Here is a 15,154-nt window from a genome sequence, read left to right as displayed (position 1 = left end):
CGAACGCCGGTGCCGAAGGCACCAACGCTCGGAACAAATTTCGATGGTTGGCGCAATGCCAGATGTCGAAGGCTCAGGCGCCGTAGCCGATGATGCCCTTGATCTCGAGGAAGTCGTGGATCGCCCAGTCGGCGTATTCGCGGCCGTTGCCGGACTGCTTGTAGCCGCCGAAGGGCGCGAACGTATCCCATTCCGGATAGTTGATCGACACCTGCCCGGCGCGCAGCCGGCTGGCAATCTTGCGGGCGTGGTCGATATCCCCGGACTGCACATAGGCAGCCAGGCCATAGACGGTGTCGTTGGCGATCTTCACCGCATCATCATCGTCATCGTAGGAGATGACCGACAGGACCGGCCCGAAAATCTCCTCCTTCTCGATGGTCATGCCAGGCCTGACGTGGCCGAAAACGGTCGGTCGCACATAGTAGCCACGGTTGAGGTGCTCCGGCCGGCCGGGGCCGCCGGTGACCAGCGTCGCACCCTCGGCGATACCGGCCTCGATCAACCGCTGGATCTTGTCGAACTGGATGTTGCTGACCACCGGCCCGAGCTTGGTCTCCTCCGAGCGCGGGTCGCCGACCTTGTGCCGTTCGGCGGCCTTCCTGGCGATCGTCAGCGCCTCGTCGTGACGGGCGGCCGGCACCAGCATGCGGGTCGGCGCATCGCAGGACTGGCCGCTATTGCCGAAGCAGGCGTTGACACCCTTGCGCACCGCCGTCTCGAAGTCAGCGTCGGGCAACACGATGTTGGCCGATTTGCCGCCCAGCTCCTGCGCCACGCGCTTGACGGTCTCGGCCGCCGTCTTGGCGACGATGATGCCGGCCCGGGTCGACCCGGTGAACGAGACCATGTCGACGTCGGGATGGCCAGCCATGACCTGGCCGACATCCGGACCGGTGCCATTCACCATATTGTAGACGCCCTTCGGCGTGCCGGCGGCGTCCATCACCTCGGAAAAGATGATGCCGCTGATCGGCGCGATTTCGGAAGGCTTTAAAACGACGGTGCAGCCGGCGGCGATGGCCGGCGCCACCTTGCAGACTATCTGGTTGAGCGGCCAGTTCCACGGTGTAATCAGCGCGCAGACGCCGATCGGCTCCTTGACCACCATGGTGGTGCCGCGCTTCTCGCTGAACTCGTAATCCTCCAGCGCCTTGATAGTGGCTTCCATGTGCGCCCTGCCCGCCCAGGCCTGCGCCTCGCGCGCCCACCTGATCGGCGCACCCATTTCCTGGCTGACCGCCTGGGCGATGTCCTCGTAGCGCTCATTGTAGACTTCGAGGATACGCTTCAGCAGCTTCAGGCGCTCGGCCTTGGTCGTTTGCGAAAAGGCCGGGAATGCCGCCTTGGCTGCAGCCACGGCCTTGTCGACATCGGCTTTCGAGCCGACCGAGATTTTGGTGTAGGCCTCTTCAGTGGACGGATCGATCACATCCAGCGTTGCCGGAACCACGGGGCCGACCCATTTGCCGCCGATGAAAAAATTGAGATGATTGCTCATGGGCCGTGCTCCGGTTTTCTGGAAATGAGTGAGACTAGCTAGGCAGCATAGGGCAGTTGGCACCACGGCGCAGGCTGATATGCGCCACGTCGCCGACGCTGAATTGAAAACCCTCTGTCCGGCGCGGCGCGTCGATCACCACCTGTGTCCCCTGCCCCAACTCTGCATGAAGGCGCAAGGTGCGGCCGTGAAAGACGATGCTGTTCACCCGCACCGGTGCAGTACCGGCCGCCGCCTCGGTCGTGGCCAAAAGGTCCTCCGGACGCACGCCAATGGTGCGCACCGTGCCCTCGCCAGGCAGCTCGCCTTTATCCGAAATCGCTTCCAGCGGCAGAGCGCCGGCGATGAACCGCAAGCGCTCGCCGTCACGGCCGACAAAGCGCGACTGCAGAAGGTTCATGGTGCCGATGAAGCTGGCGACGAATTTGGTGGCGGGTCGATCGTAAAGGGTCGCCGGCGGCGCAATCTGCTCTATGCGGCCCTTGTTCATGACGACAATGCGGTCTGAGATCGACAGCGCCTCGGTCTGGTCGTGCGTGACCATGACGAAAGTGGTGCCAAGCCGCGACTGCAGTCGCTTCAGTTCGACCTGCATCTGCTCGCGCAGATGCGCGTCGAGCGCCGACAGCGGCTCGTCGAGCAGCAGCACACGCGGCTCGCAGACGATCGCGCGGGCAAGCGCGACGCGCTGGCGCTGGCCACCCGACAATTCCGACACGCGGGCGCCGAGCTTTTCAGCAAGGCCGACCATGTCGAGCGCTGCGCCGACGCGCTTTGCCTGTTCGGCACCGGAGAGCTTGCGCAGCGACAGGCCGAAGCAGACATTTTCGGCAACGTTCATGTGTGGGAACAGCGCGTAGTCCTGGAACACGGTATTGACGGGACGGCCGAAGGGCCTGAGCGCCGTGATGTCGCGGCCTTCGAGCAGGACCCTGCCGTTCGACGGGCTCTCGAAGCCGGCGATGACACGCAGGCTGGTGGTCTTGCCGCAGCCGGACGGTCCGAGCAAGGTCAGGAACTCGCCGCGGGCAATGTCAAGATCGACGGCGTCGAGCCCGATGATGCCGCCGGGGAAAATCTTGGAGACCTTGTCCAGCCGGACGAGCGGATCAGGCGCCATCGCGAACCTCGGACGGTTTGGTCGTGTTGACCCACAGGATCTGGCAGCGCTCGCTGCCCGGATTGCGGAAGGCATGCAGCAACGTGCTCTTGAAGGCGAAGCTGTCGCCGGCCTTCAGCCCGTACCTGGTCGAATCGACCACCAGCTCGACCTCGCCGGACAGGACGAAGCCGAATTCATGGCCGGCATGAGCGTAGGCTTCGGCGGTGCCGCCACCGGCTTCCACGGTCACCAGCATGCCGGTCAGCGTGGCGGCCGGCGGCGACAGCAGCGCCTTGGCGATGCCTTCCGACTTGACCGGGATCTGACGCCGGCTGTTGGCGCGCACACAATAAAGATCGTTGCCGACATCATTGCCGTCGGCGATCAGCGCCGACGGCTCTACATCGAGGGCGGCGGCAAGCGGCCAGATCACGCGGACCCGCAATGACGACATGCCGCGCTCGATCTGGCTTAGCGCACCTATCGAGACACCGGCTTTGGCGGCAAGTTCGGCCAGCGAGAGATTGCGCTCCAGCCTGAGCGCCCGCACGCGCCGGCCGACCCTGACGTCGGCGTCGTCCTTCGGCTTCTCAGCCGCTTCGTCCAGCATGTCCATTCGTTCGTCCTTGTTACAGTATTTTTGGCCGGCGCCGCGCGGTCTTTCCTTCTCCCCCTTGTGGGAGAAGGTGGCCGAGCGAAGCTCGGTCGGATGAGGGGTGTTCCAGAAAACACCAACGCCTCATTCCTTCCAACACCCCTCAACCGTCTTGGCGCTGCGCGCCAATCCACCTTCTCCCACAAGGGGAGAAGGAAGAGCGAACTCAGCCGCCTGCCTTGACCTTCTCGAACATCTTGGCGAGTTCGTCATTCTGTTTCATCGGCCCGGTGAAGATCGTGGTCTTCAGCATCACCTCGGGATCGGACGGCAGCTGCAGTTTCTCCAACTCCTCCTTTGGCACGGCGGCGAAAGCCGAGCTGGTCGAGCTGCCATAGCCGTAGGCCTGGATCAGATACTTTCCGGAATCCGTCTCCAGCCGGCTGTTGATGAAGTCATAGGCTAGGTCGACGTTCTTGGCGTCCTTGAGCATGACGAAGCCGCAAGCCCAGGTCAGCATGCCTTCTTTCGGCTTCATGAACTCGACAGGCACGCCCTGCTTCTTCAGCGAGGTGGCCGAGGCGTTCCAGGTCATGGCCGCGACCAGCTGGCCGCTCGCCAGTGCCTGTTCGACCGAGGTCATGTCGGTGGTGTAGTTCGAGAGCAGCGGGCGCTGCTCGCGCAGTTTCTCCGCCACCTTGTCCATCTGTTCCGGTGTCATGTCGAATGGATTGACGCCGGCCAGAAGGGCCGCCACCACCGGTGTGTCGTGGACGGCATCGATGGTCGCCATGCGCCCGGCATATTGCTTGTCCCAGAGCAGATTCCAGCTGGCTTCCGGGTTCTTCACCAGATCGGTGCGGTAGAGGATCGAGGTATTGCCCCAGTCCCACGGCACCATCCAGACCTTGCCGTCGCCGGCCTGCAGGTCGGGCAGGTTCTTGAAGACCGGGAAGATCGAATCCCAGTTCTTGATGCGCTTGGTGTCGATCGGCTGCAGCAGGCCTTCCTTGTTCCAGCGCGCCACCTTGTCATAGCAAGGGTGCGCGACATCGGGGCGGAAGCCGGCCTTGACCTTGGTGAAGGCGTCATCGTCGTCGCCAAACATCGAGGCTTCGACGCCATCAGGGTGCGCGGCGAGGAAGCTCTTGTTGAAGTCGGGCAGCTCGTAACCCGACCAGGTGAAATATTGCAGCTTGTCGCCGGCAAAGGCGACAGTCGATGCAAGCGCCAGCGCGAAGGCGGCCAGTCCGGTTTTCGCTGTCTTTGTCGTTATCGATTTCAAGTCGAATGCCATTGCAGTTCTCCTCTTTCGGTTTCTTCTGGTTTTGACAGGCTGGCGGGCGCTGGCCGCTGAGCGGCGGCAAGCCCGCGATGGCGCAGGATTTCGGCGAGTGCGGCGATGACGAACGACACGGCCAGGATCGCCGTGCCGAGCGCCATGACGGTCGGCAGCGATTTCGGGAAGCGCAGCTGGCTCCAGATATAAAGCGGCAGCGTCGGCTCGGTGCCGGCAAGGAAGAAGGCGACGATGAACTCGTCGAACGAGGTCAGGAAGGCCAGCATGAACGCCGAAATAATGGCGGGCAGGCTGAGCGGCAGCATCACCCGTCTGAAGGTCGTCCAGTCCGAGGCGCCGAGGTCGAGCGCTGCCTCGCGGATGGTCTTCGGGATGGCGGCGAAGCGGCTGCGCATGACCACCACCGTCGTCGGCAGCGCCACCAATACATGGCCGAGCACAATGGCAATGCGTGACGGCCCGAAACCGGCGAGATTGACCAGGATCAACAGCGAGATGCCGACGATGACGCCGGGGATCAGGATGGGCAGCCGCGCAATGGCACTGATCGTGGCGGCCAGCGGCGAGCGGCCGTAGAGGTCCATATAGGACACGGTGATGCCGCAGAGTGTTGCGCCGGTGGCGGCAATGGCGCCGATGACGAGGCTGGTGGCAAGCGCACCGGACAGCGCCGAATTGCCGACCAGCGTGCCGTACCATTCCAGCGTGAAGCCTTGCAGCGGAAATGCCGCCTGGATCGAATTGTTGAATGAAAACAGCGGGATCAGCAATATCGGCAGATACAGAAACACCAGATAGGCAAGGACGTAGGCTCCGAGCCAGCCGCCGCCTTGCTTTGCGTCCAGGCGCGCCGTGTTCATGTGCGGCTGCCGTATCGCCGGTCGGCGAAGCGCACCACCAGCACCACGGCGAGAATGACCAGCATGACGGCGACGGCGAGTGCGGCGCCGAACGGCCAGTCATTGGCCTTGCCGAACTCGGCCTGGATCAGTGTGCCGATCATTGTACTGGCAGGGCCGCCGACCAGCGCCGGCGTCACATAATCGCCGACGGTCGGCACGAAGACGACGAGAGCGGCCGCCAGCACGCCCGGCATCGAATTGGGCAGCACGATGCGGCGGAAACTGGTGAATGGTTTTGCGCCGAGATCGGAAGCGGCCTCGAGCAGCGATTTCGGGATGGTGTCCAGCGCCACATAGATGGGCAGGATGGCGAACGGCGCATAGGCGTGGGCAAGCGTGACGACGACCGCTGCCGGCGTATTCAAGAACGCCAATGTCGGCTCCGACCAGATGCCGCTTTCGATCAGCGCCGAGTTCAGCACGCCATTATAGGCAAGCACGATCTTCCAGGCGAAGACGCGCAGCAGATAGCTGGTCCAGAACGGCAGGGTCAGCAGGAACAGCAGCAGCCCACGCCGCCGCCCGGCATGGAAAGCCAGATAGTAGGCAACGGGATAGGCGGTGACGACGGTTGCCAGCGTCACCAGCCCGGCGATGCCCAGCGAGCGCAGCGTCACCGTCCAGTACAGCGGATCGGTGGCCACAGTGACGAAATTCGCAAGGGTGAAACCAGCCCCCAGCAGCGAGCCGTCATTGCCGCGAAAGGCGAGAAAGAACACCAGGCCGAGGGCGAAAAGGATCAGCAAGAAGGTGACCAACCCGCCGGGCAGCAGCATGGCGAAGCGAAAACCCGGCGAAGACCGGGTTTCCGGCAGCGGCTGCGTTGCGGCGATGGTCGACATCGACTACCCATCATAATTTGAAATCGACTAAACTTTTTTCATATTCGTGAAGCTGTCAAGCTGTTTCACGCTTGGGCATGAACGTCAGCGTTCGAAGGCGTCCAGCATCCGGTACCAGGCGATCGTCGCGGCAACGCCGACCTGCCGAAACGCATGAAACGGGATCGGCCGGATCGGCGAGACCGGGAACGGCAATTGCCTGGTGTCGCCGCTCGACAAATAGGAGGCGATGCGCTCGCCAAGCGCGGTCATCAGGCCGATGCCGCGGCCCTGGCAACCGACGACCGCCAGCAGGCCCTTCTCTGGCTCGTGGATATGCGGGAGATGGTCCGGCGTCATTGCCACCCGGCCGAACCAGCGCTTTTCAATGGCAATGTCTGACAGCGCCGGATAAAGCCGCAGCAGCGCGCGTTCCAGATGCGCCCAGTCGGCCGGGCCGTTCGGCAAAGCCATGCGGCCGCGCCCGCCGAGCACCAGCCGGCCGTCGGCACTCTTGCGATAATAGACGAGGATGCGGCGCGAATCCGACACCGCCTGCCCTTCCGGCAGGATCGCCGCCGCGAGATTGGACGATAGCGGCGCTGTCGCGATCTGAAAGGAATGCAGCGGCACGATCGTCTCGGCGAGGCCGGGGAGCAGGTCGCCGGTATAGGCGTTGGTCGCCAGAACGACCGCCTTGGCCTGGAGTTCGGCGCCGCTTTCCGTAGAAACGTGCCAAAAGCCAGCATTCTTGCTGATCTGCATCACGTTCTGGCGCTCGGCGATCTTTACGCCCGCCGCTGCAGCGACGCGCGCCAGTTCCGACGTGTAGGCGAGCGGATCGATGACACCGGCGCGGCGATCGAGCCAGCCGCCGAGATAGCCTTGCGCGCCGGTCATCGTCGCGATCTCCGTCCCGCTCAGCAGCCGGACATCGGCGCCGCGGGCGCGCCACTGCCGATCCCGGTTCGCCGCCGCTTTCAGCGCGGTCTCGGTATGCGCGGCCTGGATCCAGCCATTGCGGACGAACGGCACCGCCAGTCTTTCGTCGCGGATCAATTCGAAGACGGTGTCAGCGGTCGAGGCGGCAAAGTTGACGAGCGCTTCGCCGCGTTCGAGACCAAAATGCTCCAGCAGCCAATCCGGATCGTATTTCAGGCCGGGAATGACCTGACCGCCGTTCAGGCCGGATGCGCCATTGCCAATTTCGCCGGCCTCCAGCACCTGGACAGCAAGGCCGAACCGGGCAGCGTGCAAGGCTGTCGACAGCCCCATGATACCGCCGCCGACGATAACGACATCGACGCATTGGCCGGCGGGAAAAAGCGACTGGAACGCGGTGGCTGTCCGCGGCTTCTGCCAGATTGGATCGGAAAACCGTACGGGCAAGCGTCACCTGGAGATTTCAGTAGGTGAAAACCCTAGCGACGGTTTCATTATTTTGAAAGAGCGTTTTCCGTCGCCGTTGGCGCACGTCAGGCTCGATCAAGGTCCAGCGATGCGAAGACCGCTTGAAAGAATTGACAAAGCTCGCCCTGCAAGCGGGATAGACCTTTGGCGGGAATTTGTTGAAAGTGCCGCGGCCGAAGGACAAGACAACAGGAAATGTAAGCCATGACGAACGCCACACATTTGCCCGCCGAAGGCCTCTTCGTGGGCCGCGCCCGGGCGAGCGATGCTTCCCATCCGCTGGTGGTCACGGTGCGTGACGGCACGGTCTTCGACATCACGTCAAATGTGGCGCCGACCGTGCGCGACGTTTGCGAATTGCCGGATCCGGCGGGGCACGTCCGCTCGGCCAAGGGGCGGCCGATCGGCCCGCTCGATGCCATTGCCGCTAACAGTTTCGAGACAGCGCGCGATCCGGGGAAACCGTATCTGCTGTCCCCCGTCGACCTGCAGGCGATCAAGGCATCTGGCGTCACCTTTGTCGTCAGCCTGCTCGAACGGGTGATCGAGGAGCAGGCGCGCGGTTCGGCGGAAAAGGCCGACGCCATTCGCGCCGACATCGCCGGGCTGATCGGCCACGATCTGTCGAAGCTCAAGCCCGGCTCGCCGGAAGCGATGGAGATCAAGGCCAAGCTGATTGCGCGCGGCGCCTGGTCGCAATATCTGGAAGTCGGCATCGGCCCCGATGCCGAGATCTTCACCAAGTGCCAGCCGATGGCCTCGGTCGGCTTCGGCGCCGATGTCGGCCTGCATCCGGTTTCGACATGGAACAATCCGGAGCCGGAGATCGCCATGATTGCCGCCGGCAGCGGCAGGATTGTCGGGGCGACGATCGGCAACGACGTCAATCTGCGCGACGTCGAGGGGCGCTCGGCGCTGCTGCTCGGCAAAGCCAAGGACAACAACGCTTCGGCAGCACTTGGCCCCTTTATCCGGCTGTTCGATGAGACATTTTCCATTGGCGACGTGAAGCAGGCGATCGTACGGTTGAAAGTCGAAGGCGAGGATGGGTTCTCGCTGGAGGGCGCCAGTTCGATGGCCGAGATCAGCCGCTCGCCGGAAGAGTTGGTCGCCGCCGCCATGGGGCCACATCATCAATACCCCGACGGGCTGGCGCTTTATCTCGGCACCATGTTCGTGCCGTCGAAGGATCGGGGCGAAACAGGCAAGGGCTTTACCCACAAGGTCGGCGACATCGTCACCATCTCGTCGGAGAAATTCGGCGCCTTGGTCAACCGCGTGCGGCTGTCGCCCGACTGCCCACACTGGACCTACGGCGCCAGCCACCTGATGCGTGACCTCGCAAGGGCCGACCTCATCTAGTCCCGCAGCCTAACATCCGATAGATTCTAGAATTCTCTGATTGGAAATTACCTGCTCGTCGGCATTCGGGAGAGTCCATTGATCGTCGCTCTTGAGGGCAAAAACCTTGTCGTTACCGGCGGAACGCAAGGGCTTGGCGAGACCATCGCCCGGCTGGCCTCAGCCGACGGCGGCGAAGGGATCGCCATTGTCGGCCGCAATGCCGAGCGTGGCAGACGCATCGCCGAAGAGCTTCACGACCAAGCCGGCCCGTCGTCTTCATCCAGGCCGACCTTGGAGATCCGGCCGCGCCTGCAGCTGTCATGGCGGAAGCGATCAAAAGACTCGGCCGCATCGATTGTCTGGTGAACGCCGCGGCCCTCACCGACCGGGCCTCGCTGGAAACTGGCACAATCGACGACTGGGACAGGTTGTTTTCCGTCAATGCGCGCGCGCCGTTCTTCCTCATGCAGGCGGCCGTAGCCGACATGAAGACACGGCGGGCGGCGGGCGCCATCGTCAACATACTGTCGGTGAATGCGCATTGCGGTGCGCCGGACCTTGCCATCTATTCCGCAACCAAGGGCGCGCTTTCGACGCTGACCAGAAACATTGCCAACGCGCATCTTTCCGATCGCATCCGCGTCAACGGCATCAACATGGGCTGGGTAGCGACGCCGGCCGAACAAGAGATGCAGGCGAGCACGCTGGGCAAGGGCGAAAACTGGGCAAAGATCGCTGCCGCCGGCCTGCCGCTTGGTCGATTGCTGACCATGGACGAAGTCGCCCAGCTAACGCTGTTCCTGCTCAGCGACGCCTCCGGGCTGATGACCGGGACGCTTATCGACCTAGAGCAATCCGTGCTCGGCGCGCCGCCGCGCAGCATTGCATGACGGTCGCAAGGCCGATCGTCGGCCGCCTGGAAAATATCAGCCAAACTGATGCAATCTGATGGGATTGCTGATGGCGCGGTGCCTTGCGCCAACGTCCATTGGCAATCGAGGCTTGCCATCGATCGAAAAAGGGAATGCTCTAATGCGGCCAGGTCGACGCTGGCAAAATGCGACCACCGTTTTGGCCGCGCACGGCTTTTCGCGGTGATCGTCGTCGGAGGAGGAGTTCGGTTCAAATGGGAGGAAATCAAATGCTGACGAGGCTAAGACTGCTTGTACTTGGCTTGATGGTGGCGCTGGCCATTCCGGCCGCGGCACAGGCCAAGACGTTCTACTGGATTTCGCATGGCGGCCCGGCCGATCCGGTCTGGACATACTTCCTTGCCGGCGCCAAGCAATGGGCGGCGGACACCGGCAACACCGTCAACACGTCGTTCCACAATGGCGACGTGGCGTCGCAGCAGGAGGCTGTCCGCGCCGCAATCGCCGCCAAGGCCGACGGCATCACCACGACCAGCCCTGATCCGGGCAGCCTTGTCGAGATCGCCAAGGAAGCGCGGGCGGCGAACATCCCGATCATCAACTTCAACACGCCCGACCCGAAGGCGGACTTCAACGCCTATGTCGGCGGCGACAACGTCACCTTCGGCAAACATTGGGCGCAGTATCTGGTCGACAAGGGCCTTGTGAAGAAGGGCGACTTCGTCTGGATGCCGGTCGAGATTCCCGGCGCCACCTATGGCGTCCAGGAAGAGGAAGGCATCAAGAGCGTGTTCGAGCCGCTCGGCATCACCTATGAAATCACCGAAGCGACGCTCGACCAGGCCGAAGTGATCAACCGCATGGTCGATTACCTCACCGCCAACAGGGCCAAGGTCAAGGCGGTCATCGGCCTCGGCGACCTTGTCACCGGTTCGGTCAAGCGGGTGTTCGACCAGGTCGGCGTCAAGCCGGGCGAAATCCCGGTCGTCGGCTGGGGCAACTCGCTCGACACCACCCAGGAAGTGCTGAACGGCTACGTCAATGCCGCGCAGTGGCAGGATCCGCAGGCGACCAGCTACGTCGCGCTCTCGCTCGCCAACATGGCGGCGAGCGGTATTCCGCCCGGCTTCGACGTGATCACCGGCGCGCTCTACGAGAAGGACACCGCGGCAGTCTACGACAAGATCCTGTCCGGCAAATAAATCCGCGATCGAGTTGGTCACGGCCGCTTCGGCGGCCGTGACTGTCTCATCATTCCGCCGAAGCCGGTTGCGGTCGCGGCCAAATCCAATCCTATCGCGGGTCCAAGGTGGAAAATCGTTCTCTTATCCAACGATCGATCGCGCGGCCCGAGTTCGGGCCGTTTGTGCTGCTCGTCGTCGAGATCGCCGTGTTCTGGGGCATCAACCACGACTTCCTGTCGCCGCAAAACATCTCGAACACGCTGGCCTTCACGGTCGAGCTCGGGCTGATCGCGCTGGCGATGACGCTGTTGATGACATCAGGCGAATTCGACCTCTCGGTCGGCTCGGTGTTCGGCTTCTCACCGGTCCTGATGTGGACGTTGTTTAACAGCGGCGTCGCCTCGCTCGAAGCCGCCTTCGTCATTGCGCTGGTGGTCGCTGCGTTCATTGGACTGGTCAATGGCTGGTTCGTGACGCAGCTGAAGATCCCGTCTTTCCTGGTGACACTGGGCATGCTGCTGGTGGTGCGCGGCACCGCTTTGTTCGTCACCAACGGGTTTCCGCAGCGGACCTGGAGCGCCGAGGGCAGCTGGCTGGCGGAAGCCTTGGTCGGCGATTTCTTCATCGGGCCGTTCCGTATCTACATGTCGCTGTTCTGGTTCATCGCCGCCGCAATCGCGCTCGGTTACGTGCTGACGCAGAGCCGGACAGGCAACTGGATCCAGGCAGCCGGCGGCAACCCGAGTGCTGCAAGGGCGCGCGGCGTCAATGTCAGCGGCGTCAAGATCGGCCTGTTCATCCTGTCGTCGATCCTGGCCTCGCTTGCCGGCGTCATCTCCTCGTTGCGCACCTCGGCGGCCAACCCCAACAGCGGCACCGGCTACGAGCTCGAAGTCATCGCCATGGTGGTGATCGGCGGCACGGCGCTGACCGGCGGGCGCGGCACAATCATCGGCACGGTGCTCGGTATCCTGATCCTGCGCGTGATGCGCAACGGCATCGTGCTGATCGGTGTGCCGGGCCTTGCCTATAATATTTTCATCGGCGCCATCATCCTCGGCATGATGGCGCTCCATTCATGGCTGGAACGCCGGCATCAGGCAGGGACTTGAACCATGGCCGAACCGCTTGTCCGCATGGAAAATATCCGCAAGTCCTATGGCCGCGTGCAGGCGCTGGTTGATGCCAATTTCCATGTCAACGAAAGGGAGATCGTCGGCCTGCTCGGCGACAACGGCGCCGGCAAGTCGACGCTGATCAAAGTGCTGTCGGGCGCGGTCCCGCTGACCAGCGGCGACATCTTCATCCGCGGCAAGAAGGTGAATTTGCGCAGTACCAGCGACGCCATCGCGCATGGCATCGAGACGATCTACCAGGACTCGGCGCTGGTGACGCAGCTGTCGATCGCCCGCAACCTGTTTCTCGGGCGCGAGCCGATCAAGCCGCCGCGCTTCCTCAATCGGATGGACCAGGAGGCAATGAACGTGGTTGCCCGCGACCTGCTCAAGCAGGTCGGCATCTCGAAGAACATCCCGCCGACGACGCCGATCGGCTCGCTCTCCGGCGGCGAGCGGCAGGCGGTGGCGATTGCACGCGCCATGCATTTCGACAGCGACCTCATCATCCTCGACGAGCCGACCAACAATCTCGGCGTCGCCGAAACGCAAGGCGTGCTGAGCTTCGTGCGCAGTGCCCGCGATTCCGGCCATTCCTGCATCTTCATCGCCCACAACATCCATCATGTCTTCCAGGTGGTCGACCGCATCGTCGTCATGCGCCGCGGTAAGGTGGTCGCCGACGATATCGACCCGAAGAAGACCAGCGTCGCCGAAGTCGAACGCGTCATCACCGGCATGTCGGACAAGGAGATCCATGACGCGCTGGTCGAGGGCACGCAACGGCCCGGCTGAGCAGCCGGGGGTCGGCCTGATCGTCGAGGCACTGGATCGCATCGCCATATGGTTGCGACATGAAAGCCACCGTTTCGGATATTGCGAGAAGCTGCGGCCTGTCGACCGCGACGGTCGACCGCGTGCTCAACAATCGGGCGGGGGCGAGTGCCGCCAACCGGCAGCGCGTAATGGAGGCGGCCAAGCAGCTCGGCTATCTGCCGGTCGTCGACCAGGTCGCGTTGCCGTCGCGGCCGGCGCATCTCGAATTCTTCCTGCCGATCGGCAGCAATGCCTTCATGGCCGATCTGGCCAGACACATCGAGGATTATGCGGCGCGCCTGCCGCTGGTCGCCTCCTGCCGCATCCACAAGCTCGCCGGCATCTCGCCGAGCGCCTTGCAGGCGGCCGTCGAAAACCTCTCGCTCAAGGCGAACGGCGTCGGCGTCATCGCCATCGATCATCCGAGAACGCGCAACATCTTGCGCGAGATCGTCGAGGCCGGCATCCGCCTGGTCACACTTGTGTCCGATGTTCCGGGCGCGCCCCGCTCGGCCTATGTCGGCATCGACAACCGGGTGGCCGGCCGTACGGCGGCGCTGCTGATGGGACGGTTCCTCGGCGGCCGCCAGGGCCACCTGGCGATGGTCGTCGGTTCACGCTCCTACCGCGGCCATGAGGAACGCGAGATGGGCTTTCGCTCCGTGCTCGGCGAGGAGTTCCCCAACCTAACCGTCACCAGCGCCGTGGAGATCAACGATGAGCCGGAGGTCAGTTATACCGCGACCATGAAGGCGCTGCACAACGAGCCGGAGCTGCTCGGCATCTATTGTATCGGCGCCGGGCGCTCGGGCGTGGCAAAAGCATTGCTCGAAGTCAGGCCGCAGACGAAGCCGGTGTTCATCTGCCATGATCTGACGCGCGAGACGCGCGGCTATCTCGTCGACGATCTGCTCGACGTCGTCATCGACCAGAATGCGCGGCTGATCGCCGAACAGTCGGTCATTCGCCTGCTCGGCTCGATCGCCTCGTCGGCGCCCTATCTGACGCGGAAATTCATCGAGCCGCGCCTGATCTTCAAGGAAAATGTCCCGGTGCAGTGATGTCGCGCGAGGCGATGGTCGCTCGGGCCTCGATCGTTAAAATTCGGTTGATACCGCAAATCTGCACATCACCTATGCAACTTTTGTGGTTGCCGAATCATTGGGCAATCGATAGTTTCGCAGGTGTCGGCCATCTACTCCTCCCAGATGCGATGCCGACGCTGAGTGCGGTACACCTCCTCCCGTGCCGTATTCGAAATCGAGCCCGCTGCCACCTCCTCCCGGCAGCGGGCTTTTTTTGTTCCGGCTCCGGGATAGCGGGCGATGCTGGGATCGTGACTGGCACCGGACACGATTGCTGATCCGCGGATCGATGTGCTTCGCTGCGACCGCCGCGGCTTGTCGGGCGGAATCCTGTCACACTTGTCACTCTCACCGGTTCGCCGGCGGCCCTATCCTGCCTCACGACCAGCAAACAACGCCGCGCCGGCCATGGTGCGGAGGATCGGCACAGGAGACGCGAGATGGCACATCGCGATGGGACGAGACATCACCCGGCGGCGCGGCCCGCAATCGAAACGCCACGTATCGTTTCGCCGCTTGCGAGACTATCTGGCCCTGAAAGACGTGATCAGGCCTTCCGCCATGCGGACGAACTGCGCGCTCGGGCCCTCGGCGCCGACGCTTTGCAGGCTGACGCGGGCGCCCTCGAGCAACAGCGACAGCGTGTCCGCAAGAAGCTCGGCCTGTCCGATGCCGGCATCGCGACACAGCGAGACCAGCCGCTCGCGCTGCGCTTCCTTGAGTTCCTTGATCACTTGCCTTGCCGGATGATCCGCCTCGCTCAGCTCGATGGCGGCGTTGGCCATGTCGCAACCGCGACGGTCCGACATCAGGCAATCGGCCGCCATCCTGACCCAGGCATGCAGCTGCGCCAGCTTGTCGCCCGGATTCTCGGCCTCGAACTTTTCCCACATCGCGTTGGCGCTGCAGGCGGTCGCCCGCAGACATTCGATGATCAGGTCATCCTTGGACTCGAAATGCCGGTAGAGCGTCATCTTGTTGGTGCCGGCGGCCTCGGTAATGGCGTCGATGCCGACGCCGCGAATGCCATGCTTGTGAAACATGTCCCGTGCCGTCTCCAGGATCCTGTCCCGGGGGCGAACACGCTCCACAACAACGTCTGTCATC

At 63.3% G+C, this 15,154-nt stretch carries 13 protein-coding genes and 1 pseudogene; 6 read left to right on the top strand and 8 right to left on the bottom strand.

The window, feature by feature from the left end; all coding sequences use genetic code 11:
* Positions 1–73: 73 nt before the first annotated feature.
* The 7 genes from NKI52_RS27345 to NKI52_RS27315 form a co-directional block, all read right to left on the bottom strand.
* Positions 74–1,501, bottom strand: a complete 1,428-nt coding sequence (locus tag NKI52_RS27345) for an aldehyde dehydrogenase family protein (protein WP_352569428.1) — start codon at positions 1,499–1,501, stop codon at positions 74–76.
* 34 nt (positions 1,502–1,535) lie between these two features.
* Positions 1,536–2,621 carry an ABC transporter ATP-binding protein gene (locus tag NKI52_RS27340; RefSeq protein ID WP_352569426.1) on the bottom strand — a complete coding sequence of 362 codons (1,086 nt, stop codon included), beginning with the start codon at positions 2,619–2,621 and terminating at the stop codon, positions 1,536–1,538.
* Positions 2,611–3,219 carry a cupin domain-containing protein gene (locus NKI52_RS27335; RefSeq protein WP_352569425.1) on the bottom strand — a complete coding sequence of 203 codons (609 nt, stop codon included), beginning with the start codon at positions 3,217–3,219 and terminating at the stop codon, positions 2,611–2,613. The genes NKI52_RS27340 and NKI52_RS27335 overlap by 11 nt, the downstream gene beginning before the upstream one ends.
* A gap of 205 nt (positions 3,220–3,424) precedes the next feature.
* Entirely contained in the window at positions 3,425–4,495 is a 1,071-nt protein-coding gene (locus NKI52_RS27330; RefSeq protein WP_352569423.1) for an ABC transporter substrate-binding protein, read from the bottom strand.
* Positions 4,480–5,358 carry an ABC transporter permease gene (locus NKI52_RS27325; protein ID WP_352569421.1) on the bottom strand — a complete coding sequence of 293 codons (879 nt, stop codon included), beginning with the start codon at positions 5,356–5,358 and terminating at the stop codon, positions 4,480–4,482. The genes NKI52_RS27330 and NKI52_RS27325 overlap by 16 nt, the downstream gene beginning before the upstream one ends.
* Positions 5,355–6,242, bottom strand: a complete 888-nt coding sequence (locus tag NKI52_RS27320; RefSeq protein WP_352569420.1) for an ABC transporter permease — start codon at positions 6,240–6,242, stop codon at positions 5,355–5,357. The genes NKI52_RS27325 and NKI52_RS27320 overlap by 4 nt, the downstream gene beginning before the upstream one ends.
* An 84-nt stretch (positions 6,243–6,326) precedes the next feature.
* Positions 6,327–7,610: an NAD(P)/FAD-dependent oxidoreductase gene (locus tag NKI52_RS27315; protein ID WP_352634349.1), complete on the bottom strand. Its 1,284-nt coding sequence runs from the start codon at positions 7,608–7,610 to the stop codon at positions 6,327–6,329.
* A gap of 225 nt (positions 7,611–7,835) precedes the next feature.
* Between NKI52_RS27315 and NKI52_RS27310 the strand changes: the two genes are divergently transcribed.
* The 6 genes and pseudogenes from NKI52_RS27310 to NKI52_RS27285 all read left to right on the top strand — a co-directional run bounded on the left by NKI52_RS27310 (position 7,836) and on the right by NKI52_RS27285 (position 14,023).
* Complete coding sequence (locus NKI52_RS27310) at positions 7,836–8,993, top strand: fumarylacetoacetate hydrolase family protein (RefSeq protein WP_352621196.1); 1,158 nt, start codon at positions 7,836–7,838, stop codon at positions 8,991–8,993.
* A gap of 78 nt (positions 8,994–9,071) precedes the next feature.
* A pseudogene (locus NKI52_RS27305) lies at positions 9,072–9,865 on the top strand (SDR family oxidoreductase).
* Between the two features lie 251 nt (positions 9,866–10,116).
* Positions 10,117–11,049, top strand: coding sequence for a substrate-binding domain-containing protein (locus NKI52_RS27300; RefSeq protein WP_023674042.1), 933 nt, complete (start codon positions 10,117–10,119; stop codon positions 11,047–11,049).
* Between the two features lie 107 nt (positions 11,050–11,156).
* Complete coding sequence (locus tag NKI52_RS27295; protein ID WP_023674041.1) at positions 11,157–12,143, top strand: ABC transporter permease; 987 nt, start codon at positions 11,157–11,159, stop codon at positions 12,141–12,143.
* A 3-nt stretch (positions 12,144–12,146) separates the two neighbouring features.
* On the top strand, positions 12,147–12,941 hold the full coding sequence (locus tag NKI52_RS27290; protein WP_023674040.1) for an ATP-binding cassette domain-containing protein: 795 nt from the start codon (positions 12,147–12,149) through the stop codon (positions 12,939–12,941).
* A gap of 59 nt (positions 12,942–13,000) precedes the next feature.
* Positions 13,001–14,023, top strand: coding sequence for a LacI family DNA-binding transcriptional regulator (locus NKI52_RS27285; RefSeq protein WP_023674039.1), 1,023 nt, complete (start codon positions 13,001–13,003; stop codon positions 14,021–14,023).
* Between the two features lie 548 nt (positions 14,024–14,571).
* On the opposite strand, the gene NKI52_RS27280 is transcribed toward NKI52_RS27285, so the two are convergent.
* On the bottom strand, positions 14,572–15,153 hold the full coding sequence (locus NKI52_RS27280; RefSeq protein ID WP_352569411.1) for a TetR/AcrR family transcriptional regulator: 582 nt from the start codon (positions 15,151–15,153) through the stop codon (positions 14,572–14,574).
* Position 15,154: the final 1 nt, after the last annotated feature.

Origin of the sequence: Mesorhizobium sp. M0590 (assembly GCF_040320905.1) — a bacterium.
Classification (GTDB): Bacteria; Pseudomonadota; Alphaproteobacteria; order Rhizobiales; family Rhizobiaceae; genus Mesorhizobium.
This window is presented reverse-complemented; position numbering and strand designations above follow the sequence as displayed.